19 protein-coding genes are annotated in these 14,884 nt (G+C 72.4%); 7 read left to right on the top strand and 12 right to left on the bottom strand.

Annotation, left to right across the window (positions count from 1 at the left end; all coding sequences use genetic code 11):
* Nucleotides 1-31: 31 nt before the first annotated feature.
* Complete coding sequence (locus tag ABZ858_RS27615; RefSeq protein WP_361384102.1) at nt 32-445, bottom strand: ATP-binding protein; 414 nt, start codon at nt 443-445, stop codon at nt 32-34.
* Nucleotides 446-557: 112 nt separating this feature from the next.
* Here ABZ858_RS27615 and ABZ858_RS27610 point away from each other — a divergent pair, with 112 nt between their 5' ends.
* Genes ABZ858_RS27610 through ABZ858_RS27600 form a run of 3 tightly spaced genes read left to right on the top strand, consistent with a single transcriptional unit; the run spans nt 558 to nt 1,867 of the window.
* The gene (locus tag ABZ858_RS27610) at nt 558-1,379 is read left to right on the top strand and encodes a helix-turn-helix transcriptional regulator (protein ID WP_361384099.1); all 822 of its coding nucleotides are present in this window, start codon (nt 558-560) and stop codon (nt 1,377-1,379) included.
* Nucleotides 1,376-1,612, top strand: coding sequence for a DUF397 domain-containing protein (locus tag ABZ858_RS27605; RefSeq protein ID WP_361384096.1), 237 nt, complete (start codon nt 1,376-1,378; stop codon nt 1,610-1,612). The genes ABZ858_RS27610 and ABZ858_RS27605 overlap by 4 nt, the downstream gene beginning before the upstream one ends.
* An 18-nt stretch (nt 1,613-1,630) precedes the next feature.
* Nucleotides 1,631-1,867 (top strand): DUF397 domain-containing protein, encoded by a 237-nt coding sequence (locus ABZ858_RS27600; RefSeq protein ID WP_361384093.1) that lies wholly within the window; start codon nt 1,631-1,633, stop codon nt 1,865-1,867.
* A gap of 30 nt (nt 1,868-1,897) precedes the next feature.
* On the opposite strand, the gene ABZ858_RS27595 is transcribed toward ABZ858_RS27600, so the two are convergent.
* Nucleotides 1,898-3,277: a hypothetical protein gene (locus ABZ858_RS27595; protein ID WP_361384090.1), complete on the bottom strand. Its 1,380-nt coding sequence runs from the start codon at nt 3,275-3,277 to the stop codon at nt 1,898-1,900.
* Between the two features lie 181 nt (nt 3,278-3,458).
* Between ABZ858_RS27595 and ABZ858_RS27590 the strand changes: the two genes are divergently transcribed.
* Nucleotides 3,459-4,067: a GPP34 family phosphoprotein gene (locus tag ABZ858_RS27590; RefSeq protein WP_361384087.1), complete on the top strand. Its 609-nt coding sequence runs from the start codon at nt 3,459-3,461 to the stop codon at nt 4,065-4,067.
* Nucleotides 4,068-4,091: 24 nt separating this feature from the next.
* Here the strand turns inward: ABZ858_RS27590 and ABZ858_RS27585 are convergent, their stop codons facing one another.
* The 7 genes from ABZ858_RS27585 to ABZ858_RS27555 all read right to left on the bottom strand — a co-directional run bounded on the left by ABZ858_RS27585 (nt 4,092) and on the right by ABZ858_RS27555 (nt 9,061).
* Entirely contained in the window at nt 4,092-4,517 is a 426-nt protein-coding gene (locus ABZ858_RS27585; protein WP_361384084.1) for a VOC family protein, read from the bottom strand.
* A gap of 76 nt (nt 4,518-4,593) precedes the next feature.
* Entirely contained in the window at nt 4,594-6,198 is a 1,605-nt protein-coding gene (cimA, locus tag ABZ858_RS27580; protein WP_361384081.1) for a citramalate synthase, read from the bottom strand.
* A gap of 346 nt (nt 6,199-6,544) precedes the next feature.
* Nucleotides 6,545-7,138, bottom strand: coding sequence for a TetR/AcrR family transcriptional regulator (locus ABZ858_RS27575; protein WP_361384078.1), 594 nt, complete (start codon nt 7,136-7,138; stop codon nt 6,545-6,547).
* Nucleotides 7,135-7,359, bottom strand: a complete 225-nt coding sequence (locus ABZ858_RS27570) for a hypothetical protein (protein ID WP_361384074.1) — start codon at nt 7,357-7,359, stop codon at nt 7,135-7,137. Before ABZ858_RS27570 ends, ABZ858_RS27575 begins: the two co-directional genes overlap by 4 nt.
* A gap of 62 nt (nt 7,360-7,421) precedes the next feature.
* Complete coding sequence (locus ABZ858_RS27565; protein ID WP_361384071.1) at nt 7,422-8,276, bottom strand: helix-turn-helix transcriptional regulator; 855 nt, start codon at nt 8,274-8,276, stop codon at nt 7,422-7,424.
* 22 nt (nt 8,277-8,298) lie between these two features.
* Nucleotides 8,299-8,829: a DUF6879 family protein gene (locus tag ABZ858_RS27560; RefSeq protein WP_361384068.1), complete on the bottom strand. Its 531-nt coding sequence runs from the start codon at nt 8,827-8,829 to the stop codon at nt 8,299-8,301.
* Complete coding sequence (locus ABZ858_RS27555; RefSeq protein ID WP_361384065.1) at nt 8,798-9,061, bottom strand: hypothetical protein; 264 nt, start codon at nt 9,059-9,061, stop codon at nt 8,798-8,800. Before ABZ858_RS27555 ends, ABZ858_RS27560 begins: the two co-directional genes overlap by 32 nt.
* Before the next feature lie 229 nt (nt 9,062-9,290).
* Here ABZ858_RS27555 and ABZ858_RS27550 point away from each other — a divergent pair, with 229 nt between their 5' ends.
* From ABZ858_RS27550 to ABZ858_RS27540, 3 genes are all read left to right on the top strand, one after another.
* Entirely contained in the window at nt 9,291-9,644 is a 354-nt protein-coding gene (locus ABZ858_RS27550; RefSeq protein ID WP_361384062.1) for a DUF6415 family natural product biosynthesis protein, read from the top strand.
* 198 nt (nt 9,645-9,842) lie between these two features.
* Entirely contained in the window at nt 9,843-9,986 is a 144-nt protein-coding gene (locus ABZ858_RS27545) for a hypothetical protein (RefSeq protein WP_361384059.1), read from the top strand.
* 1 nt (nt 9,987) lies between these two features.
* Entirely contained in the window at nt 9,988-11,157 is a 1,170-nt protein-coding gene (locus ABZ858_RS27540) for a methyltransferase domain-containing protein (RefSeq protein WP_361384056.1), read from the top strand.
* 60 nt (nt 11,158-11,217) lie between these two features.
* Here the strand turns inward: ABZ858_RS27540 and ABZ858_RS27535 are convergent, their stop codons facing one another.
* From ABZ858_RS27535 to ureA, 3 genes are read right to left on the bottom strand one after another with little or no spacing between them, the layout of a single operon-like run.
* Nucleotides 11,218-12,267 (bottom strand): agmatine deiminase family protein, encoded by a 1,050-nt coding sequence (locus ABZ858_RS27535; RefSeq protein WP_361384053.1) that lies wholly within the window; start codon nt 12,265-12,267, stop codon nt 11,218-11,220.
* Between the two features lie 13 nt (nt 12,268-12,280).
* A complete protein-coding gene (locus tag ABZ858_RS27530; RefSeq protein WP_361384050.1) occupies nt 12,281-14,005 on the bottom strand; it encodes an urease subunit alpha in 1,725 nt (574 codons plus the stop codon).
* Nucleotides 14,002-14,700: an urease subunit gamma gene (gene ureA, locus ABZ858_RS27525; RefSeq protein WP_361384047.1), complete on the bottom strand. Its 699-nt coding sequence runs from the start codon at nt 14,698-14,700 to the stop codon at nt 14,002-14,004. The genes ABZ858_RS27530 and ureA overlap by 4 nt, the downstream gene beginning before the upstream one ends.
* Nucleotides 14,701-14,884 lie beyond the last annotated feature (184 nt).

Below are 14,884 nucleotides of genomic sequence, written 5' to 3'. Positions count from 1 at the left end.
ACGGCCCGTATCGTCGAGGCGGCCATGCGCGTCAGGCGGGGCGCCGGCAGCCGAACTCGCACCACACGATCTTGCCGGGGGACCGCCCCTCCACGCCCCACTTGTCGGCCAGCGCGGTGACCAGCAGCAGTCCCCTGCCGTGCTCCGACTCCGCCGACGGCTCCGGCACCCGGACCTCGCCGCCCCCGCTGTCGTGCACCTCGACCCGCAGGAAGGGGCCCTCGTGCAGAGCGAGCAGCACGGCGAAGCCGCGTCCGGGCGGTACGCCGTGCAGCAGCGCGTTGGTGGCCAGTTCGCTCACGCAGAGCAGTACGTCGTCCCGGCGTGCGGTCAGCGACCAGTCGGCCAGCGCGGTGCGTACGAACTCGCGTGCGGTCCGTACCGACCTGCGGTCCTTCCGGAAGAACGCCACACGTTTCGGGGGGTGTTGGACTTCCACGTTCATAAGGCGAGTGTCACCGTGCGTCACTACTGTGGACCACGGAGTGAGGTCGTAGTTCGTTTCGCTACGACTCCATTCGTGCCACTTCACGCGCGCACGGGGGAAAGGACCGGCCATGAACTCGGGGAAGAAGAGCAAAAAGGTGGGGACCTGGCAGGCCGTGGGATCACTGGTCGCCCACTACCGCAGGCGGGCCGGTCTCACCCAGGAGCGGTTCGCGGAACTGGCCCACATCCACGTCGACACGGTGGGGTCGATCGAGCAGGGCCGGTTGGCTCTCCAGCCGGACCGGGCCGCGCAGTTCGACGAACTCCTGAACACGGGCGGGGCGTTGGCGGTCCTGGTCGCCTGTCTGCCGGTGCGGGACCGGGTGGTGCAGTTCGCACAGGGACTGGTCGAGCACGAGCAGGAGGCGGTGAGCATCCTGTCGTACCAGAGCCTGGCAGTGCCGGGACTCCTGCAGACCAGGGACTACTGCCGGGCCGTCTTCGACTACCGCTATCCGGCGATCGAGAGCGAGACGGCCGAGCAATGGGTGAACACCCGCATGGAGCGGCAGTTGATCTGGCAGCGCGACCGCCCCCCGGTGGGGCACTTCGTTCTGGAGGAGAGTGTCCTGAAGCGGCAGGTGGGTGGCCCGGAGGTGATGCGCGAGCAGTACCGCCAGATTCTGGAATACGCAGAACCGACCAACATGAGCTTCCAGATCGTGCCCGAGGAGCAGACTCCGCACGCAAGCTTGGACGGCCCCATGGTGCTGCTGGAGACTCCCGAGCACGAGCGTCTCGTCTATCTGGAAGTACAGCGCGCCAGCTTCCTCGTCGATGACCCGGAGGAGGTCAGCGATTACCACCACAAATATGCGATGCTGCGGTCACAGGCGCTCTCGCCCGACAAGAGTGCGCGCCTCTTGCACGGACTGCTAGGAGAGTCATGAAGACCGCGTGGTTCAAGTCCAGCTACAGCGGCAGCGAGGGCGGAGACTGCCTCGAAGTCCGCTACGACTGGCGCAAGTCCAGCTACAGCGGCAGCGAGGGCGGCAACTGCGTAGAAGTCGCCACCCACCCCACCGCCGTCCACATCCGTGACTCCAAAGCCGCCCCCATCGGCCCGATCCTCACCGTCTCCCCCCACACCTGGAGTGAGTTCCTCGGCCGAGTCGCCGACTGACCGGGCCTAGGAGAGTCCATGAAGACCGCGTGGTTCAAGTCCAGCTACAGCGGCAGTCAGGGCGGAGACTGCCTCGAAGTCCGCTACGACTGGCGCAAGTCCAGCTACAGCAGCCCCGAGGGCGGCAACTGCGTAGAAGTCGCCGCCCACCCCGCCGCCGTCCACATCCGTGACTCCAAAGCCGCCCCCATCGGCCCCCTCCTCACCGTCTCCCCCGCCACCTGGAGTGAGTTCCTCGATCGACTCGCCGGCTGAGCGGAGCCGGGCTGACGTCCGGCGTGTGACTCAGAAGCCGCCCCCGAAGTCCCCGCCCCCTCCGCCGCCACCGCCGAAGTCCCCGCCTCCGCCGAAGTCCCCGCCGCCGTCGAAGCCACCGCTGAAGTCGCCGGGGTCGAAGTCCGCGCCGGAGACGTCGCCGCCGTCGTAGCCGCCCCCGCCGAAGTCGCCGTAGCCGGTGCCGTAGTCGGCGGCGTAGGACGGGGTGGACATCATGCCGCCCAGGACGGTGCCGACCAGGAGGCCGGGGAGGATGCCGCCGCCGAAGTAGCCGCCCGCCCAGGGGCCGTAGGCCGGGCCCGCGTCCCAGTAGGGGCGGCGGCCGTGCTCGGTGTCGACCTCGCGGACCTGCGGGTCGCGGCCGTCGGCCAGGCGGACCTGATCGGCGGCGCAGACCGGGACCTCGCGGGCCGCGCCGCCGGGCGGGGTCCAGGTGGCGTCGGTGACCGAGGGGCCGTGCCGGGGGTCGAAGAAGCAGGGCGGGCGGCGCTCGGGCAGCGGGCGGCCCTCGCGGCGGGCGGCGAGCTGGGCCAGGGAGAAGCGGCCGTCCTCCAGGGCCTGGGTGACCGCCCGCACCTCCTCCGGCCGCCGCGCGTCCGCCATGTACTGCTTCGCCTGCTCGTAGGCGTCCAGGGCGCGTTCGTAGTCGGCGCGCATCGCGTCGTCCGCGCCGGGCTCGGCCGGGTGGAAGTCGAGGCGGTCCAGTTCCTCCCCGAAGGCCGTGATGTCCTCGTCCACGACCACCCGCAGCCGCTCCAGCGCGGCCCGCTGCTCCGCCTCCCGGCGGCTGCGGCCGCGCCGGACCAGGGCGTACGCGCCCGCGCCGCCCGCCACCAGGACCACGCCCGCCGTGATCAGCGCGGTGCCCGACACCCCGCTGCCGTGCCCGGCGGCGCCCCAGCCGGAGGGGGCCGAGCCGCGCAGGGTGGGCAGCGCCCGGTCGGTGAAGTCGTTCAGCTGGGTCCTGGCGTCCTCGCCCTGGACGCTGGTGACCAGATTGCGCACGGCGTTCTGCGACAGCACCGTGTGGTCGGCGCGGGCGTCGAAGCGGTCACCGAGACGGACGGCGTACGCGCCGGTGACGCCGGTGGCGGTACGCAGGTCGGTGAACAGGTTCTTGGTGGGGTAACCGGCCGGCAGGACGGCGACGAACAGCGGCTTGTCCGCGTCCTTGATCTTGCGGGCCAGCGCGTCGGCGTCGGCGGACGACAACTGGGCGGAGGCGGCCGGATCGACGTAGACGGGACTCTTGCGCAGCGCCTGCGCGATGGCCGACACGCCGGTGGCCGCCTCGGCACGCGGGGCACCGGTGGACAGCACGGCCAGGACAGCCACCGCGAGGGCGATCAGCAGGTGCAGCGGGGCCCGGGACAGGGCGACGGCCTTCATGGTTCGACGCTACCTGAGATGCGCTGGTGGGGCTGTCCGCGGGGCGGGCGGCCAGGGCCACCGGCCCGTGGCCGGCCAGGGGCACCGGCCCGTCGCCCGGCGGCGCGCCCGGGTCCGCGCGGGGACGTATCGTCGGCGGTGTGGCCGCTCCGACCGTCGACCGGGAGGCAGGTGTGCGGACATGTCCACGGCACGGGATCTGCTGATCGTCACCCTGGACGTGCCGGGCAGCCGCCCGGTCGAGCAGGGGGACCTGTCGCTGGCCCTGGCGGGGGCCGAGCTGGCCGACCTGCTCGCCGCCGGGTACGCGGGCGTCGCGGACGACCGGATCGTCCCGGGCCCGCCGCCGGGCACCGGCGACCGGCTCCTGGACGAGGCGGGGGCCGCGCTGGTGCGGCAGGCACCGTACGAGAGCGTCGAGGACTGGCTGTGGCGCCGGGGCCGCGGGCTGGCCGCCGCCTACGTCGCGGAGCTGGAGGCGCGGGGGGAGCCGGCCGGGCGGCGGCGCCGGTGGCTGCCCGCGCGCGAGGACCGGCCGGTACCGGCCGACGACACCGCGGCCCGGCGCGCGGCGGGCGACCGCTGGGCCTTCCACGAACCCGTCCTGGCCGCGCTGGCCGCCGCCCTCGGCATCCGCCCCGAGGCCGCCGGGGAGATCGCCGCCCCCGAGGACGAGGCGGTGGTGGCGGTGGTCGCCGCCGTCGACGGCGCGGTGACCGAGCTGGAGGCCGTACGGCAGCGGCGGCGCGTCGAGGACGCGGCCTTCGACAACATCTGGCGCTCGCCCTGAGCCGCCGGGTGGCCGCCGGTCAGGTCAGGGTGTGGGCTGGCCGATGCCGATGAGGTTGCCCTCGCTGTCGCGGAACCAGGCGGCGCGTTCCCCGCGGGCGCCCTTGCTCGGGTAGTTGCCCTCGATCTCGGCGATGCCGTCGTGCGTGCGGAAGCCGGGTGTGTCGACGTCCTCGAACACCACGCCGCGCTCGCGCAGCTGCGCCACGACCGCGGGCAGGTCCTCGACCTCCCAGCCCATCTGGGTGAAGGTGCCGGACGAGGCGCCGGTGGAGCGGAACACCACGAAGTCGGTGCCGCCGCACCGGTACAGCAGTCCGCCGGGGCGTTCGTCGACGGGCCGCAGGCCGAGCCGGTCGGCGTAGAAACGCCGGGCCCGGTCGAGGTCCTGTGCGGGCAGCCGGGTCGCCACGCGTCCCCGGCTCAGCAGACTTCCCTGCTCGGCGTCCATGGCTTCCACTGTGCCGTGCGCGGGGACGCGGCGGGCCGGGGACACGCCCGCGCGGGCCACGCCGGGCCGCGCCGGGCTACGCCGCCGGGGCCACTCCGGCGCGCAGCAGCCCGTAGGCGTACGCGTCCTCCAGGGCCTGCCAGGAGGCGGCGATGACGTTGTCGGCGACGCCGACCGTGGACCACTCGCCCTTGCCGTCCGAGGTGGAGATGAGGACGCGGGTGGTGGAGGAGGTGCCGTGCCGGCCCTCCAGGATGCGGACCTTGTAGTCGACCAGCTCCAGGGCGCCCAGCTGGGGGTAGATCTTCTCCAGGGCGACGCGCAGGGCGCGGTCGAGGGCGTTGACCGGGCCGTTGCCCTCGGCGGTGGCGACGATCCGCTCGCTCTTGGCCCACAGCTTGACGGTGGCCTCGTTGGCGTGGGTGCCGTCGGGGCGGTCCTCGACGATGGCCCGCCAGGACTCCACGTCGAAGTACTTCAGCGGGCGGCCCTCGACCTCGGCGCGCAGCAGCAGTTCGAAGCTGGCGTCGGCGGCCTCGTAGGTGTAGCCCTTGAGTTCGCGTTCCTTGACGCGCTCGACGACCCGGCCGACCAGCTCGCGGTCGCCGCCGAGGTCGATGCCGAGTTCCTTGCCCTTCAGCTCGATCGAGGCGCGCCCGGCCATGTCGGAGACCAGCATGCGCATGGTGTTGCCGACCTGCTCGGGGTCGATGTGCTGGTAGAGGTCGGGGTCGACCTTGATGGCGGAGGCGTGCAGGCCGGCCTTGTGGGCGAAGGCGGACAGGCCGACGTAGGGCTGGTGGGTGGAGGGGGTGAGGTTGACGACCTCGGCGATGGCGTGCGAGATGCGGGTCGTCTCGCGCAGCCGGCCCTCGGGCAGCACCTGCTTGCCGTACTTGAGTTCCAGGGCGGCGACGACCGGGAAGAGGTTGGCGTTGCCGACGCGCTCGCCGTAGCCGTTGGCGGTGCACTGCACGTGGGTGGCGCCCGCGTCGACGGCGGCCAGCGTGTTGGCGACGGCGCAGCCGGTGTCGTCCTGGGCGTGGATGCCGAGGCGGGCGCCGGTGTCGGCGCGGACGGTGGAGACGACCGCCTGGATCTGGGCGGGCAGCATGCCGCCGTTGGTGTCGCACAGGACGACGACGTCCGCGCCCGCCCCGGCGGCGGCCCGGACGACGGACTTGGCGTACTCGGGGTTCGCGCGGTAGCCGTCGAAGAAGTGTTCGCAGTCGACGAAGACGCGGCGGCCCTGGGAGCGCAGGTGGGAGACGGTGTCCCGGATCATCTCCAGGTTCTCGTCCAGGGTGGTGCGCAGCGCCAGCTCCACGTGCCGGTCGTGCGACTTGGCGACCAGGGTGATCACGTCGGCGCCGGATGCCAGCAGTGCCTGGACCTGGGGGTCGTCCGCGGCCTTCGCGCCGGGGCGGCGGGTGGCGCCGAAGGCGACGAGCTGGGCGTGGCGGAAGTCGATCTCGGCCTTGGCGCGGGCGAAGAACTCGGTGTCCCGCGGGTTCGCGCCGGGCCAGCCGCCCTCGATGAAGCCCACGCCGAAGTCGTCCAGGTGCCGGGCGATGGCCAGCTTGTCGGCCACCGTGAGGTTGATGCCCTCGCGCTGGGCGCCGTCGCGCAGGGTGGTGTCGAAGACGTGGAACGAATCGTCCAGCCGGCTGGTTTCGGACATGTCTCAAGGCTCCTGAACTGGGATCTCGGTCGTACCGGAATGACCGGCTCCACCGTCCCCCCAATACTCCCTCGCGCCCGTCCCCCGGCTGAAGGTGGGCCGGGAAAACGAAAAACCCCTCGCGGGTGCGAGAGGTCTGCGCGCGGGTCGAGGACGACGGTGGCCGCCCGTACCTGGTCGTACGTGGCGGTCACTGCGGACCGGCGCGCCTGCTGCCAATAATCATGGCGAACGAGAGCACGGGGGCAGTCTGGCACAGTCCCGCTCCCGCACTCACCGCCGTCTCAGGATGCGGTCGTGGTGCTGGACACCCGCGGCGCGCCCCCGGCGCTCCCCCGGCGCGCGGCTACCGGTTCAGGGACTCGTCCAGGAACTCCCGTACGTGGCCGAGGATCTGCTCGCGGCCGGTGCCGCGCAGGCCGATCGCCACGTGGATGGAGAAACCGTCGAGCAGGGCGCGCAGGCGTGCGGCGAACCGGTCGGCGTCCACCGGCCGGAACTCGCCGCGCGAGACGCCCTCGGCGACCAGGGCGGCCAGGTCGCGGTGCCAGGCGCCCTCGATGGCGGCCTGCCGGTCGCGGGCGCCGTCGGCGGCGTTCAGCGAGCGGTTCCAGACCTCCAGCCACAGCGTCCAGTGCGGGTCGCGGTGGCCGTCGGGGACGTACAGGTCGACATAGGCGTCCAGGCGCTCGCGGGCGGAGGCGGTACGGGTCAGCAGCCGCCCGCGTTCGGCCCCGAGCCGGCTCTCGCTCCACTCCAGGGTGCGCAGCAGCAGCTCGTCCTTGGAGCCGAAGTAGTACAGCAGGTGCCCGCTGCTCATGCCGACCTCGCGGCCGAGCGCCGCCATGGTGAGCTTCTCCAGGCCGCGTTCGGCGATCATCTCCATGGCGGCGGCGAGGACCTCCTCGCGGGGCGGGGCGGGGGTACGTCTGCGGGTCATCGCCCCGCCCGCGCCGGCGGCCGGACGGCGTCCGGGAGGGGGCGGGTGTCGTGACCGCCGGCACCGTGCCGGACGCGGGTGCCGCGGGGCACACCGTCCGGGCCGGGCGATCCGTCCCAGCCCGGGAACGGGGACGGGAACGGGAACTCGGGCATCTCGTCGAGGAGCCGGACCGGCTCGGTCAGTCGGCGGCCGCGGGCGGCGCAGAGCAGTACATCCACCCGTACGTTCTACCTGACCGCCGGCGGGGGCGGATCTCCGGCTGCGGCAGCTCGCCCTTCTGTCAGTGCAGCGCCTCGATCGCCCGCAGGATCAGGGAACGGGCTTCGGCGCCGTAGACGGCCATGCCGCGCAACTGCTCGAAGGCTCGTAGGTACAGCGCGATCTCCGCTGGCTGCGTGATCCTCACCCGGGCGGAGACCAATTCGACGGAGACCAAGCGGTCGTCGTAGATGTGGAAGGTCTCGCGCGGCCACTGCTGCCTGGCGGGCACGGACATCGGGACGATGCCAAGGGATACCTGCGGCAGGGCACCGGCGGTGAGGAGGTAGCCGAGCTGCGCGGCCATGGCATCCGCGTCGCACATCTGATGGCGCAGCGCGGACTCCTCGACGACGGCCACGAGCCGGTGCCCAGGCTCGTGGATGATCCGGCTTCGCTCGACCCGGGCCTGGGCTGCGGCCACGCTGTCATCGACTGGTACATCTCGGAAGCGGGCGCTGATCCCGAGGACCCCCGCGGCATAGCCTTCGGTTTGGAGCAGGCCCGGGACGAGGGACGACGAGTAGATGCGGAAGAGCGCGGTGTCCTGGAACAGTCGGGGCTCGCTGCCCTGGAGTGCTCGGAGACCCGCACGCACCTGCGTGCGCCACTCGGTGTACATGGACTCGGCATGGAGCGCCTGGGCGACCAAGTCCTCGATCTCGTCTGTGGCATCGCATGCCCGGCACCACAGGCGAATGTCCGTGATGGTGGGAGCGGTGCGTGCGTTCTCGATGCGGGACGTCTTGGCGTGGTGCCAACCGCAGCGACTGGCCAGCTCAGTGACCGTCAGCCCTGCGCTCTTTCGGAGGTCGCGCAACCGATGAGCGACTACCTCGCGGGCGGCCTGGGCCGATGAGGACGGGGAGGAGGGCATGAGCTGGCCTGTCCGACGGCTGTCAGTGAATCTCGTAGTGGTCGTGCGGGGTGGCACGTTCCCAGACAGATGCAAATGCCTCTGCGCACAGCTTGGCGGCCGCCGGGTCCTCGTCGACTTCCCCTCCGGCCGAGGCGCCCTCGCCGGTGAAGTGGTTCCAGTAGACGGTGTGGTCGTCGAAGAGCCAGAAGTCGTTGCCCGGCAGAGCGAGGGAGGACGCCTTCCGGCGGGGAAGCCAGCGCACCTGTTCGCCGGCGACCACGTTGGTGAAGGTGAAGCTGTGCAGGAAGCGGGTGTACTCGCTGACCGGCTCGGACACGATGCGCGCGCGACGCATGACGACTCCGCGTGCGGCCGTCTCCTGGACAAGGTCCAGCCAGGGCCGCCACCACGAGTCGCGATCCGATCGGTCAGGACGAACTCCGCGTCGCCAGTCGGCGAACGGTCCTGACTCGTAGTCGACACCGTAGGCGTCGCGCATCTCAAGGTGTACTGCGGACCGTGTTGCGCCGGCGAGAAGGTCAGTGAACGCCGGCGGCACGTTCGAGGGCATCGCACGCCTCCCTGATCATCGACACCATCCTCGCCGGGATACGGATCACTGCCTCGTTCTCGGGAATGCCCACCGCGTGTCCAGGCATCTCGAACGCCGCGCACTCGGCCCGGGTCTCCTCATCCGGCTTCCATCCCTGCAGGACCAGTTCGCTCCTGCTCTCGTCCACCCACACCGTAGGACTTTCGTGATCGCCGGTGTTCGGGTCGATGCCGATGAACGTTAACCGCACGGCTGCCTCCTTCGCTGGTATGTGCAGGACTGTGCACCACGCTCACCGGCATGGACGAGCCGGTCAAGTGCCTGTTCAGGCCATGCCCACCCAAGAGTGAGTATGTGCACACATCTGCACATCGCTGGCTGTGCCCCACACCACACTCCTAGCGTCACCGGAAACGACAGAGCCCCGGCGAGGCGGACGCCTCCCGAGGCTGGGGCCGACGGCCGAGGAGTGATGACGATTGCCCGATCCCCCGCAAGGCGCCGCACTCGCCTCCGTCGCGGTGCGCGCCGCGGCGAGCTGGTTCCTGGATCAGCGCACCCTGCCGCGCCACGGCACCGTGAAGGCCTTCGAGGCGGACTTCCGCGCGACGCTGGCCGAGCTGATCCCGCGCATCGAGGAGCTGGCCGCCGGCCTGCCCGGCGATGAACCGCCCGCGAAGGCGGCCCTGGCCGCGCTGGCCGAGGCGCGCTCCCGGCTCCGGGCCGTCGAGGCGGCGGGGCTCCGCGGTGAGGCGACCCGGGTGCGGCAGATCGCCGCGTCGGTCCTCGCCGCCTGCGACCACCACGACACCCTGACCGGCCTCCGCACCTGACTGCTCCGCGAGAGGCCCGTCACGCCGGACGACCCGGCGGAGCCGTACACGACGGCCCTCCGACCGACCGTCCCGCGGCAGGCCCGCAACCACGGACTCCCGTCCCGCCGACGAGCCCTGTGCCGCCGGCCGGCGGAGGACCGGCCGTCTTCCCACCCGGGCCGGCGGCCCGCACGATGAACACTCCGAAGGAGAATCATGATGAAGGTGATGGACAAGCTCACTTGGCGGACGGCCGGAGGCGGCGGCGGAGGCGAGGGCGGCGACGGCCTGCCCGGCGAGCCGTGGCCCGGCCCGCAGGAACCGCCGTCCCCCGACGGTGGCCCGAGGTGCGTCGGCTGACATGACACTCCGTCGAGTGGAGGGGGAGCGGTCCGCGCCGGGCCGCTCCCTGCTCGAACACAAGCACCTCACGCCGGAGTGGCTACCCGCCTTCGAGGCGGTGCCCCGGTCCGCGTTCCTGCCGACGGTGATCTGGCCGTACGACATGGAGGCCGGCGCCACGGTGTCCGTGGACCTCCGCGACGAACCGGACCTGTGGTCCTCGTACGCCGACGCCGACGTGCCGATCGTCACCCAGTGGGACGACGGCACCACCCGGGGCCGCGGCATCGTCCCGACGTCGTCCGCGTCCATGCCGTCCGTCGTCTTCCGCATGCTCGCCGCCCTCGACGCCGAACCCGGTCACCGCGTGCTGGAGATCGGCACCGGGACCGGCTGGAACGCCGCGCTCCTGGCCCACCGGCTCGGCGCGGACCACGTGGTGAGCATCGAGATCGACCCGAAGGTGGCCGACGCGGCGCGCGGCCGCCTGGCGGCCGCGGAGCTGCTGTGCACGGTCGTCACCCGGGACGGCGCGGACGGCGACGAGGCCGGGGGCCCGTACGACCGGATCATCGCCACCGCCGGCGTCCGGCGGATCCCGTGGGCGTGGCTTCGCGACGCCGCTCCCGGCGGCCGCGTCCTCGCGCCCTGGGGGACGCACTTCGGCAACGAGGACGCCCTCGTACGGCTCGACGTGGCCGAGGACGGGGGGAGTGCCTCGGGACGCTTCCTGGGGCCCGTGGAGTTCATGAAGCTGCGCTCGCAGCGGTCCCCGTTCGCCGGGCACGACACGTACGTGCCCAACGGCGTGGGCGGCGCCGACCGCGGCACCACGACCGTCACCGAGGAGCAGCTGCTCGGGGAGGGGCGGTTCGCCGTCGAGCGGTTCGCCGTGGGGCTGAGGGTGCGCGACTGCCACCACCAGGCCGCGGCCGCCCGGAACGGCACCCGGCCCGTCTGGTTCTACGGCCTGACGGACCGGTCGTGGGCGTGCGTCATGTTCACGGACGGCCGGGCCGGAGCACGGGTCTGGCAGTCCGGGCCGCGCAGGCTGTGGGACGAGGTGTCGGACGCCCTCGCGTGGTGGCGGGCGGCCGGTGAACCGGGCTACGAGCGGTTCGGGCTCACCGTCACGGCGCACGGGCAGCGTGCCTGGCTCGACCGTCCGTCGGAGTACTGGGACCTGTGAGACCGGCCCCCGGCGCTCGTGACGCCGGGGGCCGGTCTCCTCTCCTGTCGCAGGTTCAGCTCACTGACCTGCGCGCTTCGGCTGCTGCTGGGTGATGCAGTGGATGCCGCCGCCGCCCGCGAAGATCGTGCGGGCGTCCACCAGGGTCACCGTGCGCTCCGGGAAGAGGCGGCGGAAGATCCCGGCGGCGATCTCGTCGCGGGGGTCGTCGAAACCGCACAGGACGACGCCGCCGTTGCAGAGGTAGTGGTTGATGTAGGAGTAGTCGGCCCAGTGGCCGTCGGCCTCCAGGACGGTGGGCGCGGGGACCTCGACGACCTCCAGGGGGCGGCCGTGGGCGTCGGTGGCCGCGCGCAGGAGGCCGATGACCTCCTTGGTGACCTCGTGGTCGGGGTGGGCGGGGTCGGGCTGGTGGTGGGCGACGACGACGCCGGGGCGGGCGAAGGCGGCGACGATGTCGACGTGGCCGAGGGTGCCGAAGCCGTGCGGCGGGTAGTCGCCGGTCAGGCCGCGCGGCAGCCAGATCGCCTTGCGGGTGCCGAGGTGGGCGTGGATCTCCGCCTCGACCTGCTCCCTGGTCCAGTGCGGGTTGCGCTCCGGGCCGAGCTGGACCGTCTCGGTGAGCAGGACGGTGCCCTCGCCGTCGACGTGGATCGCGCCGCCCTCGTTGACCAGGTCCGAGGCGTACGTCTTCGCGCCGGCCAGATCGCAGACGTACGCGCCGATCTTCGCGTCGTGCTCCCAGCGGGCCCAGTCCTGGGCGCCCCAGCCGTTGAACGTCCAGTCCACGGCGGCCAGTTCACCGGCACCGTTGGTGAGGAAGGTGGGGCCGATGTCCCGCATCCAGGCGTCGTCGAGGTCGCGTTCGACGGTCTCGATCCCGTCGCCGAGCAGCGCGCGGGCCTCGGCCGACTGGCCGGGGCCGCAGACCACGGTGACCGGCTCGAAGCGGCGGACCGCGCGGGCCACCGACGCCCAGGCGGCCCGGGAGGCGGCGAGGTCCTCGGCGGTGTCGAAGGTCGGGTTGGCGCCCGGCCAGGCCATCCAGGTGCGCTCGTGCGGCGCCCACTCGGCGGGCATGCGGAAGCCGTCTGCGGCGGGGGTGGTCATGAGTGTCGGGTCCTTAGAGGAAGTACAGCCGGTTGAGGGAGACGGAGTCGGCGGGCTCGGAGCGCAGCGGGTCGCCGTCGAGGGTGACCAGGCCGGTGCGCTGGTCGACGTCGACCGCTCCGGTACGGGAGTTCAGGCGCAGGTCGGCGGGGCCGATGCCGCGGGTGCCCCGGACGGCGACCCGGCGCCTGCGGGTCGGCATGATGTCGTTGCCCTGGTCGAGGGCGGCCTGCGCGACGAAGGCGACGGAGATGTCGGCGGGGGTGGAGCCGTGCGCGCCGAACTGCGGTCCCAGGACGAGGGGTTCGCAGGTGTCGGTGGCCGCGTTGGGGTCGCCGACGACGCCGTAGGCGGGGAAGCCGGACTTCAGGACGAGCTGCGGCTTGGCGCCGAAGTACTCCGGGCGCCACAGCACGATGTCGGCGAGCTTGCCCACCTCCAGGGAGCCGACCTCGTGGGCCAGGCCGTGCGCGATCGCCGGGTTGACGGTCAGCTTGGCGATGTAGCGCAGCACGCGGGCGTTGTCGTCGCCGGGGCCGTCCCCGTCGACCGGGCCCAGCTCGGCCTTCATCTTCCCGGCCATGGCGAAGGTGCGCCGCACGGTCTCCCCGGCGCGGCCCATGCCCTGCGCGTCGGAGGAGGTGATGCCGATCGCGCCCAGGTCGTGCAGCACGTCCTCGGCGCCCATGGTGCCGGCCCGGATGCGGTCGCGGGCCATGGCGGCGTCGCCGGGCAGGTCGGTCTTCAGGTCGTGGACGGAGACGATCATGCCGTAGTGCTCGGCGACCGCGTCCCGGCCGAAGGGCAGGGTGGGGTTGGTGGAGGAGCCGATGACATTGGGCACGCCGGCCATCTTGAGCACGTTGGGTACGTGCCCGCCGCCGCAGCCCTCGATGTGGAAGGCGTGGATGGTGCGCCCCTCCAGGACGCGCAGGGTGTCCTCCACCGACAGGCACTCGTTGAGGCCGTCGCTGTGCAGGGCGACCTGCACGTCGTGCTCCTCGGCCACGCGCAGCGCGGTGTCCAGGGCGCGGGTGTGGGCGCCCATGTCCTCGTGCACCTTGAAGCCGGACGCGCCGCCCTCGGCCAGCGCCTCGATCAGCGGGGCGTCGTGCGAGGACGAACCCCGGCCCAGGAAGCCGATGTTGACCGGCCAGGCGTCGAAGGCGTTGAAGGCGTGCCTGAGCGCCCAGGGCGAGTTGACGCCGACGCCCCACACCGGCCCGAACTCCTGGCCGATGATGGTGGTCACGCCGGAGGCGAGCGAGGCCTCCATGACGCGCGGTGACAGCAGGTGGACGTGGGTGTCCACGGCGCCGGCGGTGGCGATCATGCCCTCGCCGGAGACGATGGTGGTGCCGGTGCCGACCACGACGTCCACGCCGTCGAGGGTGTCGGGGTTGCCGGCCCGGCCGACCGCGCAGATGCGTCCCTCGCGGATGCCGATGGACACCTTGCGGATGCCCTGCGCCGCGTCGATCACGACGACGTTGCTGATCACCACGTCGCAGGTGTCGCGGACGGCGGCCGCCTTCAGGTGCAGGCCGTCGCGGGCGGTCTTGCCGAAGCCGGCGAGGAACTCGTCGCCGTACTGCTGCGCGTCGGACTCCACGCGGATGACGAGTCCCGAGTCGCCGAGGCGGACCCGATCGCCGGCGCGGGGGCCGTGGGTGGCGGCGTAGGCGTGCGGGTCGACGTGGATCGCCCGGCTGACCTCGCGTCCCTTGGAGCGGCTCATCGGTCGCCTCCTTCCGGTGTGATGCCCAGATATCCGCAGGCGGCGGCCCGGCGCAGGGCCTCCTGCTTGGCGCCGGGCGCGTCCAGCGGCCCGTCGACCAGCCCGGCGAAGCCGATGGCGACGCGCGCGCCGCCGATCGGCACGAGCCCGACCTCGGCGCTCTCGCCCGGCCCGAACCGCACCGAGGACCCGGCGGGCACGGCCAGCCGCATGCCGTAGGCGGCGGCGCGGTCGAAGTCCAGGCGCGGGTTGGCCTCGAAGAAGTGGAAGTGGGAGGTGACGGAGACCGGGACGGCGGCGGTGTTGGTGACCGTCAGGCACACGGCCGGCTCGGGGTCGGCGTGCTGCGGCGCGGGCAGCAGCGCGCCCGGCGCGTCCTCGCCCAGGCTGCCGCCGGCGAGCGGCTCGGTGACGATCGCGAGGCGGGATCCGTCGTCGAAGACGGCCTCCACATGGACCTCGGTGACCACGTCGGCCACGCCCGGCAGGACGTCGTCCAGGCCGAGCACGGTACGGGCGCGCTCGATCGCCTCGGTGAGCCGGGCGCCGTCGCGGGCGGCCTCGCACACCGTGTCGGCGATCAGGGCGGTGGCCTCCGGCACATTCAGCCGCAGGCCGCGGGCCCGGCGGGCGCGGGCCAGCTCGGCGGCCCCGAAGAGCAGCAGCCGGTCACGTTCGGTGGGGGTCAGTCTCACGCCTCGGCACCTCCTTGCCTCTCACACTTTAGAACACCACTCTAAACGTGGAATTCATAGAAACGAAAGGTTGACTGCACCACAAACCTCCGGTCACATTGAACGTCGCTCTAACCCGTACGCCCAACCCGTACGCCAACCCGTACGCCCAACCCCGTACGCCCGACCCTCCCCCAACCCGCTC

This window comes from Streptomyces sp. NPDC047017, from assembly GCF_040644175.1.
Taxonomy (GTDB): domain Bacteria; phylum Actinomycetota; class Actinomycetes; order Streptomycetales; family Streptomycetaceae; genus Streptomyces.
Note: the sequence above shows the minus strand (reverse complement) of the source record. Positions and strands in the feature narration are given on the sequence as shown.

Bases quoted from the DNA above. Each gene is read 5' to 3' on its own strand.
- ABZ858_RS27575 (WP_361384078.1), bottom strand. From the start codon at position 7,138: ATGACCCGCAGACGTACCCCCGCCCCGCCCCGCGAGGAGGTCCTCGCC.
- ABZ858_RS27535 (WP_361384053.1), bottom strand. From the start codon at position 12,267: ATGACCACCCCCGCCGCAGACGGCTTCCGCATGCCCGCCGAGTGGGCG.
- ABZ858_RS27540 (WP_361384056.1), top strand. From the start codon at position 9,988: ATGACACTCCGTCGAGTGGAGGGGGAGCGGTCCGCGCCGGGCCGCTCC.
- ABZ858_RS27600 (WP_361384093.1), top strand. From the start codon at position 1,631: ATGAAGACCGCGTGGTTCAAGTCCAGCTACAGCGGCAGTCAGGGCGGA.
- ABZ858_RS27595 (WP_361384090.1), bottom strand. From the start codon at position 3,277: ATGAAGGCCGTCGCCCTGTCCCGGGCCCCGCTGCACCTGCTGATCGCC.
- ABZ858_RS27560 (WP_361384068.1), bottom strand. From the start codon at position 8,829: ATGCCCTCGAACGTGCCGCCGGCGTTCACTGACCTTCTCGCCGGCGCA.
- ABZ858_RS27565 (WP_361384071.1), bottom strand. From the start codon at position 8,276: ATGCCCTCCTCCCCGTCCTCATCGGCCCAGGCCGCCCGCGAGGTAGTC.
- ABZ858_RS27590 (WP_361384087.1), top strand. From the start codon at position 3,459: ATGTCCACGGCACGGGATCTGCTGATCGTCACCCTGGACGTGCCGGGC.
- ABZ858_RS27585 (WP_361384084.1), bottom strand. From the start codon at position 4,517: ATGGACGCCGAGCAGGGAAGTCTGCTGAGCCGGGGACGCGTGGCGACC.
- ABZ858_RS27545 (WP_361384059.1), top strand. From the start codon at position 9,843: ATGATGAAGGTGATGGACAAGCTCACTTGGCGGACGGCCGGAGGCGGC.
- ABZ858_RS27610 (WP_361384099.1), top strand. From the start codon at position 558: ATGAACTCGGGGAAGAAGAGCAAAAAGGTGGGGACCTGGCAGGCCGTG.
- cimA (WP_361384081.1), bottom strand. From the start codon at position 6,198: ATGTCCGAAACCAGCCGGCTGGACGATTCGTTCCACGTCTTCGACACC.
- ABZ858_RS27615 (WP_361384102.1), bottom strand. From the start codon at position 445: ATGAACGTGGAAGTCCAACACCCCCCGAAACGTGTGGCGTTCTTCCGG.
- ABZ858_RS27530 (WP_361384050.1), bottom strand. From the start codon at position 14,005: ATGAGCCGCTCCAAGGGACGCGAGGTCAGCCGGGCGATCCACGTCGAC.
- ABZ858_RS27605 (WP_361384096.1), top strand. From the start codon at position 1,376: ATGAAGACCGCGTGGTTCAAGTCCAGCTACAGCGGCAGCGAGGGCGGA.